General features: G+C 45.4%; 15 protein-coding genes. 5 read left to right on the forward strand and 10 right to left on the reverse strand.

Annotated features, from left to right (window positions below):
- The 3 genes from priA to IGQ44_08185 all read right to left on the reverse strand — a co-directional run.
- The coding region (priA, locus tag IGQ44_08175; GenBank protein ID HIK37951.1) for a primosomal protein N' at positions 1-1,739 on the reverse strand (1,739 nt) is incomplete at its 3' end.
- Between the two features lie 65 nt (positions 1,740-1,804).
- The gene (locus tag IGQ44_08180) at positions 1,805-2,020 is read right to left on the reverse strand and encodes a hypothetical protein (GenBank protein ID HIK37952.1); all 216 of its coding nucleotides are present in this window, start codon (positions 2,018-2,020) and stop codon (positions 1,805-1,807) included.
- A gap of 72 nt (positions 2,021-2,092) precedes the next feature.
- Entirely contained in the window at positions 2,093-2,389 is a 297-nt protein-coding gene (locus IGQ44_08185) for an RNA-binding protein (protein ID HIK37953.1), read from the reverse strand.
- Between the two features lie 233 nt (positions 2,390-2,622).
- Between IGQ44_08185 and lpxB the strand changes: the two genes are divergently transcribed.
- Positions 2,623-3,786, forward strand: a complete 1,164-nt coding sequence (gene lpxB / locus IGQ44_08190) for a lipid-A-disaccharide synthase (protein ID HIK37954.1) — start codon at positions 2,623-2,625, stop codon at positions 3,784-3,786.
- A 15-nt stretch (positions 3,787-3,801) separates the two neighbouring features.
- Here lpxB and mutL read toward each other — a convergent pair whose 3' ends face one another.
- The 6 genes from mutL to IGQ44_08220 all read right to left on the reverse strand — a co-directional run bounded on the left by mutL (position 3,802) and on the right by IGQ44_08220 (position 11,840).
- Positions 3,802-5,601 (reverse strand): DNA mismatch repair endonuclease MutL, encoded by a 1,800-nt coding sequence (gene mutL, locus IGQ44_08195; GenBank protein ID HIK37955.1) that lies wholly within the window; start codon positions 5,599-5,601, stop codon positions 3,802-3,804.
- A complete protein-coding gene (locus IGQ44_08200; protein HIK37956.1) occupies positions 5,579-7,378 on the reverse strand; it encodes an EAL domain-containing protein in 1,800 nt (599 codons plus the stop codon). Before IGQ44_08200 ends, mutL begins: the two co-directional genes overlap by 23 nt.
- A gap of 330 nt (positions 7,379-7,708) precedes the next feature.
- Entirely contained in the window at positions 7,709-8,929 is a 1,221-nt protein-coding gene (locus IGQ44_08205; protein ID HIK37957.1) for an exonuclease SbcCD subunit D, read from the reverse strand.
- Positions 8,930-8,938: 9 nt separating this feature from the next.
- The gene (locus IGQ44_08210; protein ID HIK37958.1) at positions 8,939-10,465 is read right to left on the reverse strand and encodes a type IV pilus twitching motility protein PilT; all 1,527 of its coding nucleotides are present in this window, start codon (positions 10,463-10,465) and stop codon (positions 8,939-8,941) included.
- Positions 10,466-10,508: 43 nt separating this feature from the next.
- Positions 10,509-11,225: a G-D-S-L family lipolytic protein gene (locus IGQ44_08215; protein HIK37959.1), complete on the reverse strand. Its 717-nt coding sequence runs from the start codon at positions 11,223-11,225 to the stop codon at positions 10,509-10,511.
- Between the two features lie 33 nt (positions 11,226-11,258).
- Entirely contained in the window at positions 11,259-11,840 is a 582-nt protein-coding gene (locus tag IGQ44_08220; GenBank protein ID HIK37960.1) for a CPBP family intramembrane metalloprotease, read from the reverse strand.
- A 146-nt stretch (positions 11,841-11,986) separates the two neighbouring features.
- Between IGQ44_08220 and dusB the strand changes: the two genes are divergently transcribed.
- Positions 11,987-13,051, forward strand: coding sequence for a tRNA dihydrouridine synthase DusB (gene dusB, locus IGQ44_08225; protein HIK37961.1), 1,065 nt, complete (start codon positions 11,987-11,989; stop codon positions 13,049-13,051).
- Here dusB and alaS read toward each other — a convergent pair.
- The gene (gene alaS, locus IGQ44_08230; protein ID HIK37962.1) at positions 13,010-15,655 is read right to left on the reverse strand and encodes an alanine--tRNA ligase; all 2,646 of its coding nucleotides are present in this window, start codon (positions 15,653-15,655) and stop codon (positions 13,010-13,012) included. The genes dusB and alaS overlap by 42 nt on opposite strands.
- Before the next feature lie 256 nt (positions 15,656-15,911).
- On the opposite strand from alaS, the gene trpS reads away from it, so the two are divergent.
- From trpS to ftsY, 3 genes are all read left to right on the forward strand, one after another.
- Positions 15,912-16,919 (forward strand): tryptophan--tRNA ligase, encoded by a 1,008-nt coding sequence (gene trpS / locus IGQ44_08235; protein ID HIK37963.1) that lies wholly within the window; start codon positions 15,912-15,914, stop codon positions 16,917-16,919.
- Positions 16,920-16,933: 14 nt separating this feature from the next.
- Entirely contained in the window at positions 16,934-17,851 is a 918-nt protein-coding gene (locus tag IGQ44_08240) for a methylenetetrahydrofolate reductase (GenBank protein ID HIK37964.1), read from the forward strand.
- Between the two features lie 67 nt (positions 17,852-17,918).
- Positions 17,919-19,013 carry a signal recognition particle-docking protein FtsY gene (gene ftsY, locus IGQ44_08245; protein ID HIK37965.1) on the forward strand — a complete coding sequence of 365 codons (1,095 nt, stop codon included), beginning with the start codon at positions 17,919-17,921 and terminating at the stop codon, positions 19,011-19,013.
- Positions 19,014-19,835: the final 822 nt, after the last annotated feature.

A 19,835-nucleotide genomic window follows, 5' to 3' on the forward strand; every position in this document is an offset into this window, starting at 1 on the left:
CACTGGGGGCACTGTTGGGGGTGAATTTCTGTATGGTTGCAGTAGTGGCAGCGTAATAACTCCCTTGTACCTGACTGGGTGTAGTGGTAGGAAAGGGAGACATCACAGTGGGGACATTCCATCACATATCCACAACTACGACAAGAGACAAAAGTGCTATGACCTCTACGGGGGATAAACAGAATAGCCTGTTTGCCTTGGGGTTTGAGGAGGGAAAGCAATTGACGAAGACGGCGGCTGAAAATGGTGCGGTTGCCTTGTTTTAATTCCGTCCGCATATCGATGATTTCCACGGGGGGGAGAGGGCGTTTATGGATTCTCTCCGGGAGGGGGAGGTAGTGATAGGAGGGGTTAGGCTTAGTAGCCAGATGCCAGGTTTCTAGGGAGGGGGTAGCACTGCCTAGAATGAGGGGGCAATTTTCTAACTCGGCGCGCCATTTGGCTACTGTGACGGCATGGTAGTGGGGGGAAGGTTGTTGTTGTTTAAAGCTGGAATCATGTTCCTCGTCTATGATAATTATACCCAGGTGGGGGAGGGGGGCAAACACTGCACTTCTAGTGCCAACTACCACCATGGGTTGCCCAGTCAGCATTTGTCGCCAGGTGTCATATCTTTCTCCATCACTGAGGGCGCTATGATAGACACACACCCTGTCACCGAATCTTGCTCTAAATCTGTCTGTTAGTTGGGGGGTTAAACCGATTTCGGGCACCAATACTAAAGCGGATTTTTCGGCCGCCAGGATAGGGGCGATGGCTTGGAGGTAAATTTCTGTTTTGCCCGATCCAGTAACTCCATGTAATAATACGGTAGCGAAGGAATCCAGTTGGGAAATGTGGTGTAAAGCCCGTTGTTGTGCCGGTGTAAGTTGTTTAGGGGAGTCGGGGGTGGGGTTAGAATCCTTTAACAGACGCAGTGTTTCCCTTTCTTCTATTAAAACACATCCCTTGTCACAGAGGCTTTTAATGGCCGAGTCGCTGGGGAGATTACATAGACGTTTCAATTGGGCCAAGGGTAATTCCCCATGGTGATTCTTCAACACCCTTAGGACTTCTTTTTGTTGCCAGCTTAGGGAAACTCCTTCTTGTTCCCCCAAAAAGGTGACAATTTTGATATACTTGGGAGTGGCCCTAGCGGGGGGTTGGAGGTAGACTTCTAGCCATTTTTTTTTCACCAGTTGTTGAATGGCCTTGCGGGCATTGGCCACTTTCTGACAGACGAAACGGTAGCTATAATCCCCTTGTTTACTTTTTTGTAACAGCTTGACTACTTCCCATTCCTTGACGGAGCAAAAATCCTCTACATTGTCTTTAGGCAGATTATCCCATAATAATTTTACCCTTCTCTGGGCACGACCCAACAACTTGGGAGGCAGAGCGACTCTTACCACGTCCATCAAGTCTGCCAGATAGTATTGGGCGGTACGTTCCAACAGTTGCCAATAATGGGGGGGAAAAAAGCCAGTAGTGATGACTTCATCTATTGGCTTAATTTTGTCCAAATCCAAGTCTGCGGGGGGTTGAGAGGCAACCTTTACCACCACACCCCCAACTATAGACTCTCCAAAAGGCACAGTTACAATATCCCCGGGTTTTACTTCTGTATCAGCCTTCCCCCTATAGGTGTACAAACCCTCAGCATAGACACAGTCTACCAGTACCTGTAGCCACTGACCTAGGTTGCTATTCTCTGCTTTTGCTTTGGCTGAGTAACGGGAGGGGGATTCTGCTAATCTCATCTGCTAAACCGCCGCCACAGGTGGGGAATCAAAAATGTGCTTTCCCCATCTTATCCCATCCTGTTCTATATAGCCAAAGTTCTAGTAGAATCTTGACGACGACGGCGACTGCGGAAACGGGAGGAGGGGTGGTTGGATTTTTTGCGAAACTGACGGGCGTAGGCTTTATTCCTTTCCGCCTTTTCCTTTTTCTGGTTACGACGTTTAGCCATGATTCCACCTATTAATAAAAAAGTGTCGGCCAGTCTGCTATCTGTACCGACGGCATACTGTTTGCTCAAACAAAACTAGCTCAAACAAAACGGGCACTACCGAGGCTCTTCCACTAAACAACAACCCCCATAAGTAGGCGATTAGTAACGCTGTGAGAAACGCTCCCTGCGACTACGATTGTACGAGTCTTTCCCCTCCCGAGGTTTGGCCTTATTCACCCTTAATTCCCTTTTCATCCACTGTGCACCATCCAGGGCGTCAATGGCTTTAGCTTCCTGGGCATCATTTTCCATTTCCACGAAGGCAAAGCCTCTCATACGTCCAGTTTCCCTGTCGGTGGGGATGTAAACGCGATTTACCTTCCCATACTCGGAGAATACTTCTATCAAGTCTTCACTTGTTACCTCGTAGGGGAGGTTTCCTACATAAATAGACATAACCTATCCGAACTCTTCTGCTTAATTGAACTTGTTACTGTGGAGAGAAGACATCCGACGAGCCCAAATGCAATCCACCTGAGTGAAAACCCCGGGACTGAAGAGCTACTTCCTCACGACGTTCCTTCCCACCAGTCCAATTATAACATGTGGTTTTAATTTGTCAACAGGGGGAGGGAAGAGATTTGGGGTAGAATCGATTTTGTTTTTTGAAGGGAAACACCAGAGAAGATATGCGTCTGTTTGTCAGCACGGGGGAAGTTTCCGGGGATTTACAGGGGGGATTGTTGGTGAAATCTCTCTACCGGGTGGCGGAGCTCTTTAACATTTCTTTACAAGTAGAGGGACTGGGAGGAAGGAAAATGAGGGAAGCTGGGGCCAACGTACTCCATGATACCACTGCCATTGGCTCAGTGGGGCTATGGGAGTCTATTCCCTTTGTCTTGCCCACTTGGCGGGTACAACAAAAAGCAATAAGGTATTTACAAGCTAATCCCCCCTCTGCTATAATCCTAATAGATTATCTTGGCCCTAATCTGACCATTGCCACTTACCTGAAAAAGAGATACCCCCACATTCCCATTATCTGGTACATTGCCCCTCAGTTTTGGGTGTGGGCCCCTTTGGGAAGAGATGTGCAACAGCTGGTTAGGGTGACAGATAAACTCCTGGCTATTTTCCCAGCGGAGGCCCGGTTTTATAGGGGTTTGGGGTTGGATGTGACTTATGTGGGACACCCGTTAGTAGACTATCTTTCCAACCCCCCCAGCCGGGAAGATGCCAGGGCTAGGTTGGGAATTACTGATGAGGAGAAGACTATTGTTCTTTTGCCTGCCTCTCGTAGACAGGAGTTGCACTATCTTTTGCCTGTGATATTGAGTGCTTCTAAAATAATACAGAAGGAAATACCAAAAAGTCGTTTTTATCTACCTATATCCCTTCCCGAATACAAGGCTACCATTGAAGCGATGGTGAGAAGGTATCAGTTGGATGTGACTTTATGGGAGGGAGACAGTCTGGAGGTATTGGCGGCGGCGGATTTAGCTATAACTAAGTCTGGTACGGTAAATCTGGAATTGGCTTTGCTGAAAATACCCCAGGTTGTCATTTACAGAGTTAATCCGCTGACTATGTGGATTGCCCGAAATCTCCTCAGTTTTAAAATACCCTTCATGTCGCCAGTAAATCTTGTAGCTGAAAGGGAAGTGGTGCCGGAGTTTTTACAAGAAAGGGCTACAGTGGACAACATTTTATGGCAAGCTAGGGAATTGCTGTTTGACTCTACTCGTCGCACCCAGGTGATGCAGGGCTATCATGTAGTAAGGGATGCCTTGAAAAATGACAAAGGGGATGTGTGTGAGCAAGCGGCTATAGAGATTCTCCGTTATTTGGGGTGATTCCAGTTAGGATTCTTAGGGGGTTTTATCTGCTTTTTTTCTCCTACTTAAACTTTCAAGTTTCTTCGCCATTTTTTCATTTTGTGGGGGGGTTTTATGTTTTTTGTTGTTACCTTCTTTTGGGGGGCTTTCTGTAATGCCATGACTGATTCCCAAAACCCAGTGGCGACGAAAATAACGAAATAATGACGATTCTTCCAATGGCAAATAAATGGGTCTACCATGGGGACAAGTGTGGGGGTTTTTAGTTTTAATCCAGTCGTCTACTATTTGTTGCATTTGTTTTAAAGACAGTTTTTGCCCGTTGCGAATTGCTGTGCGACATGCTACTGCCCTAATGGCATAATCCAAATCTCCCCCCTGACTCAATTCCAATAATGCTTCCTCCCAGTCTTGTCTGTTTAATAGGGCTTTTGGTATGCTTCTTACTGCCCATAAATTGGGGCCAAAATTTTCTACTTCTAAGCCTATATTTTCTAACTGTTCCACCTGTTTCTCTTGTAAATTGCCCAAAATAATTGGAGTTTCTAATGGCACTATCTCCCAGTTATCTTTTAATTGTTCGTACAATACTCTTTCATGGGCAATATGTTGTTCAATCAGCCAAATTCCTTCTTCATATTCTGCTACTATATAGGTGTTTCTTACCTGGGCAACTGCCTTCAATTTTATCAGCCCTTTTGTCTCCTTGTCTGTTTTTTTTTCTTCCTCTTTGGATTCCCCTCCTCCAAGATTATAACTGACTTTATTCTCGGCAAGTTTTAATATGCTGTCCTCCAGTTTTTTGTTAAAATACCTCTGGGAAATGTTGTTTGGTGAAAGTCTAAAAACTTCGGCTAGGGAATCTTGGATTATCTGTTGCCAAAAGGATATGTTATCTAGATAAATTTCCGCTTTAGCTGGGTGACGATTCCAATCAATTTGCTGAGGGGGAATTCTTAAATCCACAAAAGCTACTGGAAATCTATCCCTTTCTAGGGTATGGTGATAGCTGTTGTAAATTGCTGTCTCCAATTCTGGACATCTTACCACTCTGCCGTTAATGCCAATTTTAATCCAATCTGGCCGTGGACGAGACAGTCTGTCTGGCAAGCCGGCAACTAGTTTTAATTGGGAAAAGCACTTTCCATCCGGCAAATGGATGATTTTTTCTAAAAATTGCAAGTCGGAATCTCTAAAGGAGGAGACTAGTTGTGGGAATATTTTTTTTGGGGAATCACTACTACTAACAGCTAAAACTAGACGCCCATCTACTAACAATTGCCAGGTGACATGGGGATGACACAAGGCGAATTCTCCCAACAGGATTTGGATTTTTTTCAACTGTTTTTTGAAGGGAGGACTAACCTGTCTTCTAACGGGGGTATTGGCAAACAAATCACTAACTGTTACAATAGTGCCCAGAGCCATGGGATGGGGGTGGGATTGTACGATTTTACCCTTTTCCGCTTTGATTGCCCAGCCGTTGCTGTCTTTGATTCTACTGGCGATGGTAATGGTGGAAAATTGGGCTATACTGTGTAAAGCCTCACCCCTAAATCCCAGGGTATGAATATTACTTAAATCGGCGGCTTGAAAAATTTTACTGGTGGTGTGAGGTTGGATGGTTAATGGCAAGTCTTCTTCTGCTATTCCCTCACCATTGTCTGCCACTTGTACACTCCATGATTGTGGATAAAGGGAGACTACTATCCTATTAGCCTTTGCATCTAGGCTATTTTCCACTAATTCCCTGACAACTGCAGTGAGAGAGTCAATCACCTCACCGGCGGCAATTAGTTTAATTACATTGTCAGGTAGTTTTTTTATTTTCATCACTCCTTTTTGCCCCTACCCCTATTTTGGTTGTTAATTTTTCTGGGTGTAATAGCAATTCCGTTGCCTGTTGACGGGGGATGGGGGGGGAGAATAAATATCCCTGTGCGTATTCGCATTGGAGTTGTTTTAGTCTTAGGAGACTTCCCCCATTTTCACACCCCTCTGCCACTACCTTTATCCCTAATTTATGGGCTAGTAGGATAATAATTTCCACTAAGTCTGCCTTTTTCTGTTGGCTGTCACTTTGGATAATAAAACTTCTATCTATTTTAAGATAATCTACGGGAAGCTGATGCAAATAACCTAAAGAGGAATAACCGGTGCCAAAATCATCAAGACTTATTTGTATTTTCTTACTCCTCAGATTTTGAATGATGTGGAGAGTTAGAGATAAATTCTGGATTAGGGCGGTTTCGGTAATTTCTAGTTTTATTTTTTCGGGATTAATTCCGGTTTTTGTGATAACAGATTCTATGTCTTCTATAAGGGCGGGATGAGAAAGTTGGCAGGCAGATAAATTGACGCTAACACCAACGGGAAAACCATATTCCCTTTGCCAAATTACTTGTTGTTGGCAGGCTTGTTCGAGAATCCATAAACCCACTTGTGTAATTAATCCAGACTCTTCTAAGCAGGGTATGAATTGCAGGGGTGGAATCAATCCCTTAGTGGGATGTTGCCAACGAATTAACACCTCAAAACTGTCAATGTGATAGTCTGTTAAATCAACAATCGGCTGATAGTAGAGGGTGAATTGTTTTTCCTCAATGGCCCTCCTTAAATCCATTTCCCACTGCAACCTTTTTCGGGTGGCTTCTCTAAGAGATTGTTCAAAAATATAATACTGGTTTTCCCCTTTCTGTTTTGCCTTATGTAAAGCCGTATCAGCATCTCTAAAAACCTCTAATTCCGCCTGATGAAAATAGTGACTATTAGCCAATACAATCCCCAGATTGCAGTTAACAAAAATGTCATATTCATCTACCTTGATGGGATGGCGAAAACTAGAAAGAATACATTGGACAAAACGGATGACTCTAGATGGCTCGGGTATTTCTTCTAGGAGGATATAAAAATTATCAGCCGCCATCCTTGCTACCATTCCTTTCTCCCCCACCAAGTGGGAAAGATGTTGGCCTATTTTTTGTAAAAGTTTATCTCCAATTTCATAGCCAAAGGAGTTATTAATAAGACTAAAACCGCTGAAATTGAACTGAATTAGAGCAAACTCTTCCTCATTGTCAAGACATTTTTTAATTTTCCTTCCCAAGGCGACACGACTAGGTAACCCAGTTAAACTGTCTGAGAAAATCATTTTTTCCAACTCGGCAGTGCTTTGTCTAACTTTTTCCTCTAAAATGGAATTAACCTGTTGTAACTGACGATAAAGACTACAAATGGTTAAATGGTTTTTAACCCTAGCCCTAACAATATGAGGATTTATGGGTTTAGTAAGATAATCTACGGCTCCAATTTCTAGGCCCTTCATTTCTTCATCACTTTCCGCCAATGCCGTCAAAAAAATAATAGGAATATCCCTTGTGGCCCTGTCGCTTTTCAATTGCCGGCAAACCTCATAGCCATCAATGTCAGGTAGGAGGATGTCTAGGATAATCAAGTCCGGGGCAGGGTCTTTTTTTGCCAAATCTATAGCCTTTTTTCCGGTAGTTGCGGCAACAATCTGATAATTTTCTCCCAAAACTTCCATTAGCAAATGTATATTTTCCGGCTGATCGTCGACAATTAATATTCTCTGTTTTCCACCAACAACCATTTATTTTTCCTCTTGGCTATCTTCTCCTAATAATAAATGTTACTCCACTGGCCACAATCTTAACTAAAATCCTCATGGATGATAATAATTTTCCAATGGGCAATGGAGTCATTTTGTAGTTTTTTTTAACTGTGTTGCAAAAGTTTTTAAAACCCCCGTTTATAATCCTAACTAATTTTAGCCTCCCCAATGATAATTTTTGTAAAAGTTAAATGTAATAAAAATTTACAGTTTCCCCCCTTAAAAATCCCCCCGGGGGGCATCTAAAAATCAATTATTCGCGGTAGTATAGAGTAGAATGGGGCCCTTGTGGCGTGCAAAACAATAACCTTACTTTTCCAACAGTTGTTTGGCGGCGGCGAGGATGTCCTCTTTGAAATCCTGTAGGTCCTTGCGGTTTTCCAGGTAAAGGGAAAGGGCCTCTAGAGGGGTAAGGGTATTACCTGTGCCCAATTCTGGCAGTCTTGTCCTGTCCAACAGGGAGACGGATTCGGCCTTGATGGTATAACAATGGGCGGCCGATAGAGCAAGATGAAGGGCCTTTGTATCAATGGAATCCATTTGTTCGGGGCGAATACGGTAAATCACCCGCACCACCGCATCGCGAATATTCTTCTTGGCGATGGCAGAAAGAAGAGTCTGTTGGGGACTATTGCTAGTGGTTAAGTCTAGTTCAATGGTAACAAAGGGGCGGGCCGGTAGGGGGCGAAACTCCCAATGGACTTGGTTTTTACCCTGGATGTGGACAAGGACAAAGCCTTTTTCTTCATTCTCCTCGGAGAAATCCACCCTTTCGATGCTGCCCGAGTAAACCACTGGGGGGTTGTTTTGGGGATTGAGGTTTTGGTGTTTGTGGACATGACCTAAGGCCACATAGTCAAATTCGGGACGGATGAGGAGGGAAAGGGGCATATAAAAGCCCTTGCCCACTGACAAAAATCTTTCCGCACCCAGACTAGCCCTCTCCGCCATCAGATGTGCCAAGAGGATGGTGGGAAGCTGGGGCTGTAGCTTACGTATTTCTGCTTCCAGAATAACTTGGACTTTCTGGAGGAATAGCCTTTCGATTTCGGCCATGGTTGCCTTCCCTGTTTCCTCTTTAGTGAGAAGGAGTTTAGGGGTTAGCCAGGGAAGGGTGACAACTTGAACCGGGCCTGACTTGGTGCGGATGGTGTAAGTGGCAATTTTCTCTGCCACAATGAAATTGGGCACCCCCAGGGTGTTGTAGATGGTAAGACTGGCGCCACCTAGGCCGTCATGGGAGTGTTGATCGTGATTGCCCACCAAAAAGATAGTGGGAATGTGAGCTTCTGCCAGACGACGAAACTGGGAGGCAAAGGCGGATTGGATGTAGGGGGGAGGGGTGCTGTTGGGGAAGGCATCGCCAGCAAACAAGACTAAGTCTACCCCTTCCCGAATGGCCTCGTCAATACAGATACTCAAACAACGGAGAAAATCCTCCAGTCTGGTGTTTCTGCCAGTTTCTGGATTGATTTTCCCGTGGTTGAAACTACTACCTAGATGGATGTCGCTGAGGTGGAGAATTTTCATGACGGTGGCTTAGACTCTACCCCTCAACATCATGGCCATCTCGTTGCGGGCGGGGGAGTGTTGTAGGGCAGTTTCTTCGGTAATACGCCCTTCCTGATATAGGTTAAACAGGGACTTATTCATGGTGATCATACCATCAAACTCCCCTTCTTCCATCAAGCGGGTAATCTCCTCATATTTGCCGTTGAGGATGTAGTCTTTAACGGTTTCAGTGTTGATGAGGATGTCATGATATGCAGCCCGTTTCCCATCGGTAGTACGACACAGTCCCTGGGATATAATACATACTAGGGATTCGGCAATGGCCGAGCGGATGGCAGGTTGCTCTTCGGCGCTGTAGAGGGTAAAAATACGCTCAAGAGTCTTAACAGCACTATTGGTGTGGAGTGTGCCCATTACCAAGTGGCCAGTTTGTGCGGCTTTGAGGGCGGTATTCATGGTTTCCTTGTCCCGCATTTCCCCCACCAGGATTATATCAGGGTCTTCCCGTAGGGCGGCCTTAAGGGCATTTTCAAACTTGAGGGTATGCATGCCCACTTCTCTTTGTTTTATGAGGGATTTGCGGCTCTGGTGGACGAACTCGATGGGGTCTTCAATGGTGATAATATGTTTAGCATGCTCACTGTTGATATAATCAATCATGGCTGCCAGGGTGGTGGATTTTCCGCTTCCCGTAGGCCCCGTTACTAGAATCAACCCCTTGTGCGCATCACACACGTCTTTAAACACTGGCGGCAGACGTAGTTCTTCCAGGGTTAGAATGCGCAAAGGTATCAATCGTAATACCATGGCCGGGCCCCTGAGGCTGTCAAAGACATTAATACGCACCCTAGCAAAGTCGTACTGGGTGGCCCCATCGAATTCTAACTCTTTCTTGAATTTTTGGATATCCTCCTCCCGCATTATTTCCCGCAACCAGCTCATGAATGTATTATGGTCAATTTCAGGATACTGGTCCAGGGTGATAATTTCGCCACGATCGCGCATTCTAGGCAATTCCCCTACCCCTAGGTGGATATCAGAATAGCCCTTGTCGAAGGCCAGTTTTACTAAATCCCTCAGGGGGGGTTGTCCTGGAGCCCGTCCTGGTGGGGGGGATGTAACACGTACTCCCGCCACCCCGACTACACCCGCCCCTCCTCTCAGAGTCCCCTTGGCTATGGTGGCCTCCTCTAATACGTCTGTACTACCAGAACGAGCAGACGGACGAGGGGCAACAGGTGGGGGTGGTGGAGGGGGTGTGGGCCGTGAAGGGATGTGAGGGGGGGCTTGTCCTCCCCGAGTGGGTGGAGGCGGCGGAGGTGGGGTTTTTTTGCTAGGAGGCATCAATTCTGGTGATGTTATTTGGGTTTGTTCGCTGTCAAAATAGTCGTCTAGGTCGGAGGTGTCGAATTCAAGGGGGGAGGGATTGGTACTGTTATCCCCCCCTTTGCCACTTACTCTAGTTTCTTCTTTCCCCAATGGGGGTGGTGGCGGAGGCACTTTTGCTGGGAAGGGGAGAGGTTTTTTCTTGGGTTGGTCTCCAGATTGAGTCATGGCCTATTCCCTGTTATAATCTCTATACCCTAATTATTCCATTCTAATTTTTAATCCTAGAGTTTTTGTGGTGGCAGGCGGGAATAATAGTCTCCAACCAGTCTTTAATCTGTCGGTAAAGAGTTTCATACCCTCTGCTGTTGGGGTGTAAACCGTCGGCAGACATCTGGGATTGACGCCAATAATCCCCCTTACTCATCCAGAGGTCGAATATGTCTAGGTAGGGGATGTTTCTTTGTTCACAAGCTCGTTTGCAGATCTCTTTATACCGGTACTGGTCTGTCAGGTTAAAATAGAGACAGTCAAACAATGGCATCTTAGACTCATCCACTGGCACCATCCCCACAAACATAACCGGTGCTAGTTCCACTGCTACTTCTAGCAGTTCGTTGATGTCTGTGGTAAACTGTTGATGGCTGGTTTGGTTTCTGCCCTGTTTATGCCCAAGGCGGGGGGTGTCGTTTACCCCTACACAGAGGAGAATCAAGTCGGGCAGTCTGTTTCTTACTTCCCCCCGGCAGGCGAATTCCTGAGGTAGACGTTGTTTTACTCTAGCTACGGTATCCCCCCTCACTCCCAGATTGTATAATACATGGCCACCTTCTTCCCCCATCCAATCACGACGCAGTCTTTCTACCCATCCTCCCCCCTCACAATCCCCGTAACCGTATACCAGACTGTCACCAATGGCAATTACTCTTAGGGGTTGGGCTACTTTGTAACTGAAGGCAAGTTTACTGGGATTGATTAAAACCCGCATATTGGTCAAAACAAGCAAGCCAGGGTAATTATACTAAAGCTTTGTGCTCTTTTTCCACTTCCAGAAGGCCCCGGACACAAAATTGGTTAAACTATGGGCAATAATAGGCACAAGGAGATTATCGGTAAGATAAACACTATAACCCAAAAGAAAGCCAACGAGGGTCGCCCACACTACATAATGCCAATTGGCTGCCTCACTCCAGTGGAGAATACCAAAAAATACGCTAGATATTACCAAAGCTAGCCAGTCATAACCCAACCCGGGAATCATTATGCCCCTAAATAACAACTCCTCACTCACTCCCGGTAGTATCCCCAGCCAAAACAAGTCTGGGAATGTCAAGGGGGTGATAATCAATTCCAGATACTTCTTGGCACAAAGACGATACCCTTCCCACACATACGCCAGGATGACACTGGCTGTTAGTATTATAAACCCTAAAATTATCCCCGCCCCCAGAGCAGATAATGTTGGTTTCAATGGTATCCTCTCCACTTCCCCTAGTCTCTGCCATATTTCGGCTACCAGCAGGAGAATCAAGGCGGTTATTGCCATCAGGATGAGTATTTGAGTGCGACTAAAGGGTTGGGAATTGAATGGATGGTTGTCCATTTAATGTATGTCGTATTTTAGCCCTTATCCTAATATTAACTCCCCTCAGCTGGGAGTTTGATAAATTAATGTAATGGAATTCACAAGGGCATCAGTGCCTGTTTTTGATTGTATTCCACTTGAGTTGAGAAAATCTAGTCATCGGCATGTTGGCATTAGACCCTCAATTGAAGGAAAAATTGGCCAAGCCGCTGAAAATAGGGAATCTGACAATTAATAGTCGTGTGTTTCAGTCTCCCCTGTCAGGAGTTACAGATTTGGTTTTCCGTCGGCTGGTAAGACGATACGCGCCCCATTCTATGATTTATACGGAGATGGTAAGTGCCAAGGAAGTCCACCATCTGGCAGAGATTCCTAGAATAATGGAAATAGCACCAGATGAGCAACCTATTAGCATCCAGCTGTTTGACAGTCGCCCGGATTTTATGGCTGCGGCAGCCGTAAAGGCGGCAAAAGAGGGCGCTCAAACTATTGACATAAACATGGGTTGCCCAGTGAACAAGATTACTAAAAAAGGAGGGGGTTGTCAACTGTTAAGGCAGCCGGAAGTGGCAGAAGCCATTGTCAAGGCGGTAAAAAAGGCAGTAGATGTGCCGGTTACGGTGAAGACTCGTATTGGTTGGAGTGATGAGGAGATTAATATTCTCGACTTTGCCAGAAGGATGGAGGATGCCGGTGCGGATATGATTACTATTCATGGACGTACTAGACAACAGGGTTACAGTGGCAAAGCAAGGTGGGATATTATTGCCCAGGTTAAGGAGAAATTGTCTATTCCTGTTATCGCCAATGGGGATATTTTCTCTGTCGAGGCGGCCATCTCTTGTCTGCAAGTAACTAATGCCGACGGGGTTATGTGTTCGCGGGGCACATTGGGTTATCCTTTTTTAGTGGGGGAGATTGACTATTTCTTCCGCACCGGCAAATTGTTACCATCCCCCACTGTTAAGGAAAGATTACAATGTGCTAAGGACCATCTAAGGGGATTATGGGAATACAAGGGGCAAAGGGGGATACTTCAGGCTCGTAAACACTTAGCCTGGTATTGTGAGGGATTTCCTGGTGCGAGTCAATGGCGGGATAGACTATCTCGTGTCAATTCTTTAGAGGAGGGATTGTCTTTGTTGGATGCCTTGATAGAATCTCTCTCCTCCTCTTCCGTTGCGCCTTTAACTCAAGGCGGCTATGAGTTTATTTCTGGCGGTGTTTAAAGCCTCTTCCACTTTGGTAGTATCCCTGCCACCGGCCTGTGCTAAATTGGGTTTGCCTCCCCCACCGCCACCACAAATTTTGGCAATCTCCCCAATGAATTTGCCCGCTTGCATTTTTCTTTCTTTGTAAATTTTTGGACTAAATGCTGCTACGAAATTGACCTTATTCTCCTCTGGGGTAGAAGCTAAAATAATCGCACCTTCTCCCACTTTTTCTAATAACCTTTGGGCGGCATTTTGGAGAGCCTTAGCCTCCAGTTGACCCATATTTGCCACTAAAATCTTAAATTCTCCCACCGATTCCGCCTGGTTGATTAAGTTTTCCGACTTGAGTAGGGCTAGTTCGGTTTTTACTCTTTCTAACTCTTTTTGGGTGGTTTTTAACTCTTCTTGTAACTGGTAAATGCGCCCAGTAATCTCCTCGGGTTTAGCCTTAAAATGCTCACATAATTCCTTGACAATGTCATCCCGAAGGCGTAAATAATCCAAAACGGCAGCACCAGCTACCGCCTCAATCCTCCTAATACCAGCGGCAATTCCAGTGGAGGAGATGATTTTAAACAAGCCGATTTCAGCAGTATTGTTTACATGAGTACCACCACATAATTCCATGGAAACACCAGGAATGTCTATCACCCTGACTATCTCCCCATACTTTTCACCAAACATGGCAATTGCCCCTTTTCGTCTTGCCTCCGCCAAGGGCATAATCTCTACATGGGTTTTATGAGCCTCTGCTATCCAGGTGTTGATTAAATCTTCTATCTGTTGCAGTTGAGAGGGAGTAAGAGGTTGATTACAGTTAAAGTCAAAACGTAACCTGTCATGGGATACTAATGAGCCAGCCTGGGAGATAGACTCGTCTACCACCCTCTTCAAGGCTGCCTGTAACAGGTGGGTGGCAGTATGGTGTGCCCTCAGACGATTACGATAAGATTTATCAATAGTAGCGGTAACTGTTTGCCCTACGGAGACTTTGCCCCTTTCCACAACGCCATAGTGGACAAAAAATCCGGATTCCTTTTGGACATCATGGATAGAGATTAACAGGTTATCCCCAGCTATATAACCCTTGTCAGCAATTTGTCCACCGGATTCGGCATAAAAGGGAGTCTTATCTAAGATTATCTGAATGGAGGTGCCAGCTGTGGCTTCTTGTACAATCTTCCCGTCTACTAATAGGGCCTCAATTTTACCGTCTGCCTGATATTGTTGATAGCCCAAAAACTCGGTAGGATGGATATGTTCAGCCAGTTTGTCAATACTGCCCTGTACAGTCAAATCAATGGTTTCATGGGCGGCTTTTGCCCTTTGTCTTTGAGCCTCCATTTCCCTTTCAAAACCAGTTACATCCACAGTTAATCCCCTTTCTGCGGCAATTTCCTGTGTCAACTCCAAGGGGAAGCCGTAGGTGTCATACAAGACAAAGGCATCCTCGCCGGAAATGACTGTTTCTCCCCTCCCTTCCAACTTCTCGATAATCTCTTCTAACAGTCTTTCGCCTCTTTCTAGGGTAACCAGGAAGGCAGACTCTTCCCTTTCTAACTCGCTTTTGATTATCTTTTCCCTCTCCCTGGTGTTGGGGTAGGTGTCTTCTGCCAGACTAATAGCTACCTCCGCCAGGGGGGTGAGAAAATTGCCTTCTATGCCTATCAGACGCCCATGACGCACCATCCTCCTAATTAGCCTTCTCAACACATATCCCCTACCAATATTAGATGCCGAGATGCCGTCTGCAATCATGTGTACCACAGCCCGACAATGATCACCGATAACCTTAAGGGAGACTTTCGTCTTCTCATCGGCATCTTGGTAGTCAATGTTGGCAAGAGAGGCGGCAGTCTTGACAATGGGGAAAATCAAGTCCGTTTCGTAGTTGTTGGCAACACCCTGTAATATTTGCGCCATCCTTTCTAACCCCATGCCAGTGTCGATATTCTTGTTTTGTAGGGGGGAAAGATTCCCCTCCGCATCCCGGTTGTATTCCATGAACACCAGGTTGTAGAATTCGATGAAGCGGCTGGAGTCTCCCAAATCGATATTATCTAGCCCAAGTTCTGGCTTAAAGTCATAGTATAACTCGGAACAGGGGCCACAAGGGCCAGTAACACCGGCTGTCCAAAAATTGTCTTCCTCCCCCATGGGGATTATCTTCTTCTCAGGAAGGCCAACCCTATCCCGCCAAATGGCAAAAGCCTCATCGTCTTCCCTAAATACGCTGACGACAATCCTTTCCGGTGGCAGTTGATACACCTGTGTGGTCAATTCCCATGCCCAAACAATGGCCTCTTCCTTAAAATAATCCCCAAAGCTGAAATTACCCAACATCTCGAAGAAGGTATGGTGTCTGGCAGTGCGCCCTACATTTTCTATATCGTTGGTACGAACACATTTTTGGGCTGTTGTAACACGGGGATATTCCGGCTGTTGTTGTCCCAAGAAAATGGGCTTAAAGGGTAGCATTCCCGCTATTGTGAGCAAAACAGTGGGATCCTCCGGCACTAATGAAGCACTAGGTAGGATTTTGTGTCCTTTTTCTGCAAAAAAGCCCAAGAACTTCTCTCTAATCTCTTTACCACTCAGAAAAGGAGGTTTTTTGCTCATAGATTATCACCGATAGTCACTTATATGCTATTATCCCTCACAAGGAGGGACTATTAGCTAGCTATCCTATTGCCCAGCCAATGCCATAGTGGTGGAAAAGAAGACTGTTAGTTATAGTTATCCCCTCACCTAGCCTAGGTCATAATGATAATAAGGAAGACTAGCAGCTATCCTGTTGCCTAGCCGAGGATAGTAATGTTATAATTGACCCCTGTTGTTTTAGGCACGGCAACAAAGACAAGCCTCATTAAACATGATGACAAAAAAACGTGTCTTGTCGGGGGTACAACCAACAGGGAATCTCCACATAGGCAATTATCTAGGGGCAATTCGTAACTGGGTGGAGATACAGAAAAACTACGAGAACTATTTCTGTGTAGTAGACCTACATGCCATCACAGTACCCTATAATCGAGACACGTTGGCGGAAAACACCTATACCATTGCTGGCTTATATCTGGCCTGTGGTATAGACCCAAATTATTCTACCATTTTTGTGCAGTCCCATGTGAAGGCCCACACGGAGTTAACTTGGATACTCAACTGCATCACTCCTATCAACTGGCTAGAGGGGATGATTCAGTTTAAGGAGAAGGCTATCAAACAAGGGGAAAACGTGAGTGTGGGATTGTTAGACTACCCCGTGTTGATGGCGGCAGACATTCTATTATACGATGCCGATGAGGTGCCAGTAGGGGAAGATCAAAAACAACACTTGGAACTAACACGGGATATTGCCATCCGCGTCAATAACCTGTTTGGCAGTAAAGACAATCCTATATTTAAAGTACCAGAACCTCTCATCAGAAAGGAAGGAGCCAGAGTAATGAGTCTTACCGATGGCACCAAAAAAATGTCCAAATCCGATCCCTCTGACTACAGTCGTATTAACTTGTTGGACAGCCCTGACGAGATTAGACGGAAAATCAAACGTTGTAAGACTGATTCCATTATGGGGTTGAGTTTTGCGGAGGACAGGCCAGAATGTAACAATTTGTTAAGTTTATATGCCATATTCAGTGGCAAAAGCAGGGAGGAGGTGGCGGCAGAATGTGCTAATATGGGATGGGGACAATTTAAACCCCTGTTAGCCGATGCCATTATAGCCTCCCTAGAGCCCATTCAAAAAAGATATAAGGAAATAATGAAGGATAGGGGGTATCTACACAAGTTACTGCAAGAGGGGAGGGAAAAAGCAGAAGCAGTGGCCAATGCCACCTTAAACAGAGTTAAGTCTGCCTTTGGTTTTTTGCCTCCGCCATGAAGGGGTGTTAGTAGATGAGTAGTAGATTTCAACAAGCCATCGCCAGGAAAGACTTTCTCATCACCGCGGAAATAACCCCGCCAAAGGGAGGCAATCCCCAGAGAATGCTCGAGGTGGCCGAATTGTTGAAAAATAGAGTACATGGCGTCAATATTACTGATGGCAGTCGTGCCGTTCTTAGAATGTCCTCCATAGCCGCCTGTGTGTTATTATTACAACGGGGGATTGAGCCCATTTGTCAGATTACCGGCCGAGACCGTAATGCTATTGCCATACAAGCAGATTTAATGGGCGCCTACAGTCTGGGCATTAGAAATATTTTAGCCCTAACTGGGGATCCCATAAAGGTAGGAGACCATCCCAATTCCAGGGCGGTATTTGAGCTAGAATCTGTGCGAATATTGAAACTAATCAACGAGCATTTAAACAAGGGTTTTGATATTAATAATAATCCCCTTCCCGACGGCAAATTGGACTTGTTTACAGGGGCGGCTGTCGACCCACAGTCCAAAAGCTGGTCGGGTCTACAAAGACGTTTTGAAAGGAAAATTAATGCTGGCGCCAAGTTTTTCCAGAGTCAATTGATTACAGACTTTGATAAATTGGAACGCTTCATGAATGAGATAGCCTCGGGTTGTGGCCGGCCTATTTTGGCTGGTATTTTTCTCTTAAAAAGCGCCAAAAATGCTATTTTTATTAACAAAAATGTACCTGGGGTAGAGATACCAGAAACGATAATAAAGCGGCTACAGAAGGCGGAAAACCAGTTAGAAGAGGGCATGAAGATAGCGGCGGAACAGATAAAAATGGCTCGGCAGATATGTCAGGGAGTGCATATAATGGCCGTCAAAAAAGAGGAATTAATCCCTAGAATATTGGATCTGGCGGGAGTTAAACCAATAGAAAATAATGGCCAAGGGCTGAGAATATAAATTAAATTAAATAGTAGAATATACAAAGGGCGGTAAAACAGTAGCAAAAGGGGAGAAAGGAATAATTATGTTTAACTGGTTTCGTCGGAAAAAAGAGGGGGAACAAAAAGTCGAACAAGCAAAAATAACCCCAGAAGGAGAATCAGAAGAATTGGAAAAGAAGGCAGAATCAGAAGAGGAAATTGCTTGGTCAAAACAAGTATTAGCGGGGGAAGGAAAAAAACTAGAAGAGGTAGACGAGGAGGAAATAACCTGGCTAGCTAAACTACGTCGGGGGTTGGACAAAACTAGACGACAAATTGTAAATCAACTGAAATCTGTAATAGGACAAGGCCCTTTAGACCAAAATGCCATCAGCCAGATAGAAGAGATGCTCTATAGTGCGGATGTAGGATATGAGGCTACGGAAGAGATAATCAGGGCGTTGGAGGCGAAAGTAAAACAGGAGGCGCTGCCAACAACAGAGGCAATGGGTTGTCTTAAAGAGATATTAAGACAAATCCTAGACGCCCCCATAAAGGGGGAATTCGCCCCACAGGAGGGAAAATTAAACATCTGGTTGTTGACGGGGGTCAACGGGGTAGGCAAGACTACTACCATTGGTAAATTGGCCCATTTAGCTCAAAAATCTGGTTATAAATGCCTCATTGCCGCAGCAGACACCTTTCGGGCGGCTGCCGTTGAACAGGTGAAGATTTGGGGGGAAAGAACCAATACAACTGTAATTGCTAATACTGCTAAAAATACCGATCCAGCGGCGGTAGTGTTTGATGCCATCAATGCAGCCATAGCCAGACAGGTAGACATTCTCTTGATAGACACTGCCGGCAGACTGCAAAACAAGAAGAATTTGATGGAGGAGTTAGCCAAAATTCGTCGAGTCATTGACAAAAAAGCCCCAGACGCCCATGTGGAATCCCTCCTGGTACTGGATGCCACCCTTGGACAAAACGGCTTGAGACAGGCTCAGGTATTTTCACAAGTTGCCCAACTTACAGGAGTAATTATAACCAAGTTGGATGGGACTGCCAAGGGCGGGGTAGCCTTTGCCGTTGCCAAGAATCTAGGATTACCCATTCGCTTCGTTGGCGTAGGGGAGGGAATAGAAGACCTACGTCCTTTCTCTAGTTACGAATTTGTAGAAGCCCTTTTATCCACCTAGCCCCAACCTCTTGTTGGTATAGACAAAGTAAATCCCCCTGGGCGCAACAGACACCCCTACACTCCTTTAATTCTACGCTCCTTTTTTACATCCCCTTTACATTACCCCTTTATATTTCTTAATGAACTTTACAAAAAGGCCGAACTCCTGATAGGATGGTAGGGGGGACGGCAGGTAAAGAGAGACTGCCAGGGTCGATCCTGGGCATTATTTAAATGGGATTAAAAATCAATAAAAGCGGAATATAAATTGAAGTTTTAAAGGATGGAATAGTGGGAAAGAAAGGGTTTTAGAGGGATAGCAGCAGAGCTTATTGAAATTAGATATCAACGATATAAAAATAGAGAAGACAGAGGCCATGGGAAATGTGCCCCACCCCCCTAACTAGCAAACCCTAACCCCTGTTAATTCTAAATTAATCTGAAATTAACCGAAGATTAATCTTTTCCAGTTAACCTATTAGGCTGACAAGAGTTTCAGTGGGGATTCAATTGGAATGACAATCAGCCTGAGGTTAATAGGGATTCATAATACAGGAGTATTTGGACAGGGAGCCGCAGAGATACCAGCTTATGACCCCTCTACCAGACGTCTGTTTGTGGTAAATGCTCAGGCGGTGACGGTAGATGTGTTGGACATCTCTAACCCCGCCAACCCAATTAAAATAGGTGAGATTAATGCCTCCAGACAGGGGGGTGTGGCCAACAGTGTTGCGGTCAACAATGGCATACTAGCAGTGGCCCTAGAAGCTAGTGTCAAAACAAATCCTGGGAGTGTGGCCTTTTTCCAGACCAATAGTGACTTCAGTAGTGGCAACGTAAC

Source organism: Geminocystis sp. M7585_C2015_104, assembly GCA_015295805.1.
GTDB lineage: Bacteria > Cyanobacteriota > Cyanobacteriia > Cyanobacteriales > Cyanobacteriaceae > DVEF01.

Coding starts and splice junctions, on each gene's coding strand:
- IGQ44_08215 (HIK37959.1), bottom strand. CDS start 11,225: ATGCGGGTTTTAATCAATCCCAGTAAACTTGCCTTCAGTTACAAAGTA.
- dusB (HIK37961.1), top strand. CDS start 11,987: ATGTTGGCATTAGACCCTCAATTGAAGGAAAAATTGGCCAAGCCGCTG.
- alaS (HIK37962.1), bottom strand. CDS start 15,655: ATGAGCAAAAAACCTCCTTTTCTGAGTGGTAAAGAGATTAGAGAGAAG.
- IGQ44_08185 (HIK37953.1), bottom strand. CDS start 2,389: ATGTCTATTTATGTAGGAAACCTCCCCTACGAGGTAACAAGTGAAGAC.
- mutL (HIK37955.1), bottom strand. CDS start 5,601: ATGAAAATAAAAAAACTACCTGACAATGTAATTAAACTAATTGCCGCC.
- IGQ44_08200 (HIK37956.1), bottom strand. CDS start 7,378: ATGGTTGTTGGTGGAAAACAGAGAATATTAATTGTCGACGATCAGCCG.
- trpS (HIK37963.1), top strand. CDS start 15,912: ATGACAAAAAAACGTGTCTTGTCGGGGGTACAACCAACAGGGAATCTC.
- IGQ44_08240 (HIK37964.1), top strand. CDS start 16,934: ATGAGTAGTAGATTTCAACAAGCCATCGCCAGGAAAGACTTTCTCATC.
- lpxB (HIK37954.1), top strand. CDS start 2,623: ATGCGTCTGTTTGTCAGCACGGGGGAAGTTTCCGGGGATTTACAGGGG.
- IGQ44_08220 (HIK37960.1), bottom strand. CDS start 11,840: ATGGACAACCATCCATTCAATTCCCAACCCTTTAGTCGCACTCAAATA.
- ftsY (HIK37965.1), top strand. CDS start 17,919: ATGTTTAACTGGTTTCGTCGGAAAAAAGAGGGGGAACAAAAAGTCGAA.
- IGQ44_08210 (HIK37958.1), bottom strand. CDS start 10,465: ATGACTCAATCTGGAGACCAACCCAAGAAAAAACCTCTCCCCTTCCCA.
- IGQ44_08205 (HIK37957.1), bottom strand. CDS start 8,929: ATGAAAATTCTCCACCTCAGCGACATCCATCTAGGTAGTAGTTTCAAC.